The sequence below is a fragment of the Pseudomonas sp. P4_C3 genome, from assembly GCF_056402075.1.
The window spans coordinates 1-3,421 of record NZ_JBFUIC010000389.1; the positions used below are offsets into that span (position 1 = coordinate 1).

4 protein-coding genes are annotated in these 3,421 nt (G+C 58.0%); 1 reads left to right on the forward strand and 3 read right to left on the reverse strand.

Annotated elements, in window-relative coordinates:
- From coaE to AC1DVH_RS28085, 3 genes are all read right to left on the reverse strand, one after another.
- The coding region (gene coaE, locus AC1DVH_RS28075; RefSeq protein ID WP_477756534.1) for a dephospho-CoA kinase at positions 1 to 357 on the reverse strand (357 nt) is incomplete at its 3' end.
- Between the two features lie 8 nt (positions 358 to 365).
- On the reverse strand, positions 366 to 1,238 hold the full coding sequence (locus AC1DVH_RS28080) for a prepilin peptidase (protein WP_477756535.1): 873 nt from the start codon (positions 1,236 to 1,238) through the stop codon (positions 366 to 368).
- 1 nt (position 1,239) lies between these two features.
- Complete coding sequence (locus tag AC1DVH_RS28085) at positions 1,240 to 2,457, reverse strand: type II secretion system F family protein (protein WP_477756536.1); 1,218 nt, start codon at positions 2,455 to 2,457, stop codon at positions 1,240 to 1,242.
- A gap of 227 nt (positions 2,458 to 2,684) precedes the next feature.
- Here AC1DVH_RS28085 and AC1DVH_RS28090 point away from each other — a divergent pair, with 227 nt between their 5' ends.
- Positions 2,685 to 3,107 (forward strand): pilin, encoded by a 423-nt coding sequence (locus AC1DVH_RS28090; protein ID WP_477756537.1) that lies wholly within the window; start codon positions 2,685 to 2,687, stop codon positions 3,105 to 3,107.
- The last annotated feature ends 314 nt before the right edge of the window (positions 3,108 to 3,421 follow it).

The window sequence follows — 3,421 nt, forward strand, 5'->3', positions numbered from 1 at the left end:
CTCGATCAGCAGCGGCGAAACCAGAATCGCATAAGGCGATTTTGCCAGCGCCAGGTGGTGAGCGATCTCCTCGCCGATCAGCGGATGCAGGAGGGCCTCCAGCCAGCGGCGTTCTTCAGGCACTTCGAAGATCAATTTGCGTAGCGCTGCGCGGTCCAGTTGCCCGTCGGTTTGCAACACGCTTGGGCCGAAGTGCCCGGCGATTTGTGCCAGTGCCGGGCGGCCAGGTTCAACTACCCAGCGAGCGGCATGATCGGCGTCGACCACATGCACGCCCAGATCGATGAAGTGTTGGGCGGCCGCACTTTTACCGCTGCCGATACCGCCGGTCAGGCCGAGAATCCAGGGTTTTTCCACAGGGCTATTCATTTCAAACCGACAAACTGCCAATAGAGGTCGGTTATTTGACCACCCCAGAGCAACGCAATCCAGCCGGCAATGGCCAGATAGGGACCGAAAGGGATTGGCGTCGAGGTTTGTGCATTGCGCAAGCGCAGCATCATCAGCCCGAAAATGGCACCCACCAGCGAGGACAGCAGGATGGTCAGCGGCAGAATCTGCCAGCCACCCCAGGCGCCCAGCATCGCCAGCAGCTTGAAATCTCCGTAGCCCATGCCGTCCTTGCCCGTGATCAGCTTGAACAGCCAGAACACCGACCACAGCCCGCAGTAGCCGGCTATCGCACCCCAAAGCGCCTCGTGCAACGACACGAACAGGCCGAAACTGTTGACGATCAACCCCAGCCACATCAACGGCAGCACCAGTACGTCCGGCAATATCTGATGTTCGGCGTCGATCAGGCTCATCGCCAGCAAGCCCCAGCTCAGGAACAGCACCAGGGCGGCCGGCCAACCGAAGCCGAAGTGCCAGGCAACAAACGCCGACAAAAGGCCACAGGCCAGTTCGGTCAACGGATAGCGCGGGCTGATCGCCGCCGCACAGGCTGAACAGCGGCCGCGCAAAAACACATAACTGAGCAGCGGGATGTTTTCCCAGGTGCGGATTCGGTGACCGCAGTGTGGGCACTGGGAATGGGGCAGCAACAGGTTGTAGGTCGGCAGCGGCGTTTCGCCAGGCAGCCCGAGAATGTCATGGGCCTGCTCACGCCAGTCGCGTTCGAGCATTTTCGGCAGGCGCCAGATCACGACATTGAGGAAACTGCCGACCAGCAGGCCGGTGATGCCTGCGAGAAGGACAAAGGCCAGCGGAGAGTGAATCAGGATTTCATTCAAGGGCATGTCAGATCGCTGAGCCAAGTTGGAAGATGGGCAGGTACATGGCAACTACCAGTCCACCGACGATAACACCCAGCACCACCATGATGAACGGCTCCATCAGGCTGGTGAGGTTATCGACCATGTTATCGACGTTGTCTTCGTAGAATCCCGCGACTTTGTCGAGCATAGCGTCCAGGGTGCCAGACTCTTCGCCGATGGCAGTCATTTGTATCGCCATGTTCGGGAAGACGCCGCAGGTACGCATGGCGAAATTCAATTGCATGCCGGTCGAGATGTCCTGCCGGATGCGCAATACCGCGCGCTTGAACACGCTATTGCCGGTCGCACCGGCCACTGATTCCAGGGCCTCCACCAGCGGCACGCCGGCAGCGAAAGTGGTCGACAGTGTACGGGCGAACCGGGCCACGGCGGACTTGTGCATCAGGGTGCCCACCAGCGGCAGTTTCAGCAGCCAGGTGTCCATCCGGTCACGGAAGACCGGGGATGTCTTGAGGGCGTGGCGCACGCCGAAGGCTATAGTAGTCAGCGTGCCAAGGACCATCCACCACCAGGCCTGCATGAACTGCGACAGGCCAATGACCATCACGGTGAAGGCCGGCAGTTCGGCGCCAAAGCCCTTGAACACCGACTCGAACTGCGGCACGACATTGACCAGCAGAATCCCGGTGACAATCGCCGCGACGAACACCACTACCAGCGGGTAGGTCATGGCTTTCCTGATCCTGGCCTTGAGGCTTTCGCTTTTTTCCTTGTAGGTCGCGACCCGCTCCAAAAGGGTGTCGAGGGCACCGGCCTGCTCGCCGGCATCCACCAGGTTGCAATACAGCTCATCGAAATAGCGGGGCTTCTTGCGCAGGGCGGCGGCGAAGCTGCTGCCTGCCGCGACTTCCTGTTTCAGTTCGTCCACCAGCTTGCGCATGGCCGGATTGTCGAAGCCCTCGCCGATGATGTCGAAGGACTGCAACAACGGCACCCCGGCCTTCATCATCGTCGCCATTTGCCGGGTGAACAGGGCAATGTCCTGGGCCTTGATGCGCTTGCCCATGTTGAACACCGAATGGTTTTTCTTGCGAACCTTGCCGGGACTGATGCCTTGTTTGCGCAGCTTCGCCTTGATCAGCGCCGGGTTTTGAGCGCTGAGTTCGCCGGTCACTTTTGTGCCTTTGCGGTCGATGCCTTCCCATGCATACACGCTGATTTTCGCTGCCTTGACCGCCATGTTCAGTCCTGGGTATTCCGATTGAATTGCTCTTATAGCCTAGTCAAGGGACGGGGCCAAACCCGCAAGGGTAAGGTGACAAAAAACGTCAGATAGTGCTGATCCAGGTAGTAGGTAAGGGCTTTGCGGCCACCACGCCCCCTGCCAACAGGGGCTTCTCGCCTTGGCACAGGCTGTGCTGCCATGGGGCAGGTCATGAGCCTTCGACTCATGCATGGAGCTTGTACATGAACAATCAGAAAGGTTTTACCCTGATCGAGTTGCTTGTCGTGGTGGCGATCATCGGGATTCTGGCAACGCTGGGCCTGCCGATGTATTCCAAGTACCAGGCTCGGGCCAAGGTCACGGCGGCGCTGGCCGAGTTGACTGCAATGAAGGTGCCGTTCGAGGATGTGATCAACCAGGGGGAAACCCCGACAATTGCCAACGTGGCGCCCGCCGGTGCGACATCGACCAGCCACTGCACCCTGTCTGTGACGGCTACAACACCGGAGGGGGCGGGATCAATCGTATGTACGTTGAACAATGCCCCAGGCGTGGTCCAGGGCAAAACCGTCACCCTGACACGGGACGAAACCAAAGGCTGGTCATGTAAGAGCAGCGTTTCCCCGGATTACTTGCCTAAAGGGTGTTCCGGGTCTGCGGCATGAAGTGCTGAATCAAGTCCCCGCTTTTGCGGGGTTTTTCCTGTTTGTCGACCCGTCGTCAAATGCCGCAGATAAAGCTCAGAAATTTCAGCATCTTAGGAACTTTCCGTAAACCCGCAACTTGCATGCAGTGTTTGTGCTTCTCGTGCATTTTGCATGATTTCGAAAATTTTCTGATGTTATAACTTATTGATTAATAAGGTTTTTTCTCTATTTCAAAATTGGCACAGCGTTCGCAATATCCTTGGTAACCCTGCCGACAAGACACCCGGCAGACTTTCCGAAAAACAGGAGTTACTCGTATGAAGAAGTTCGCT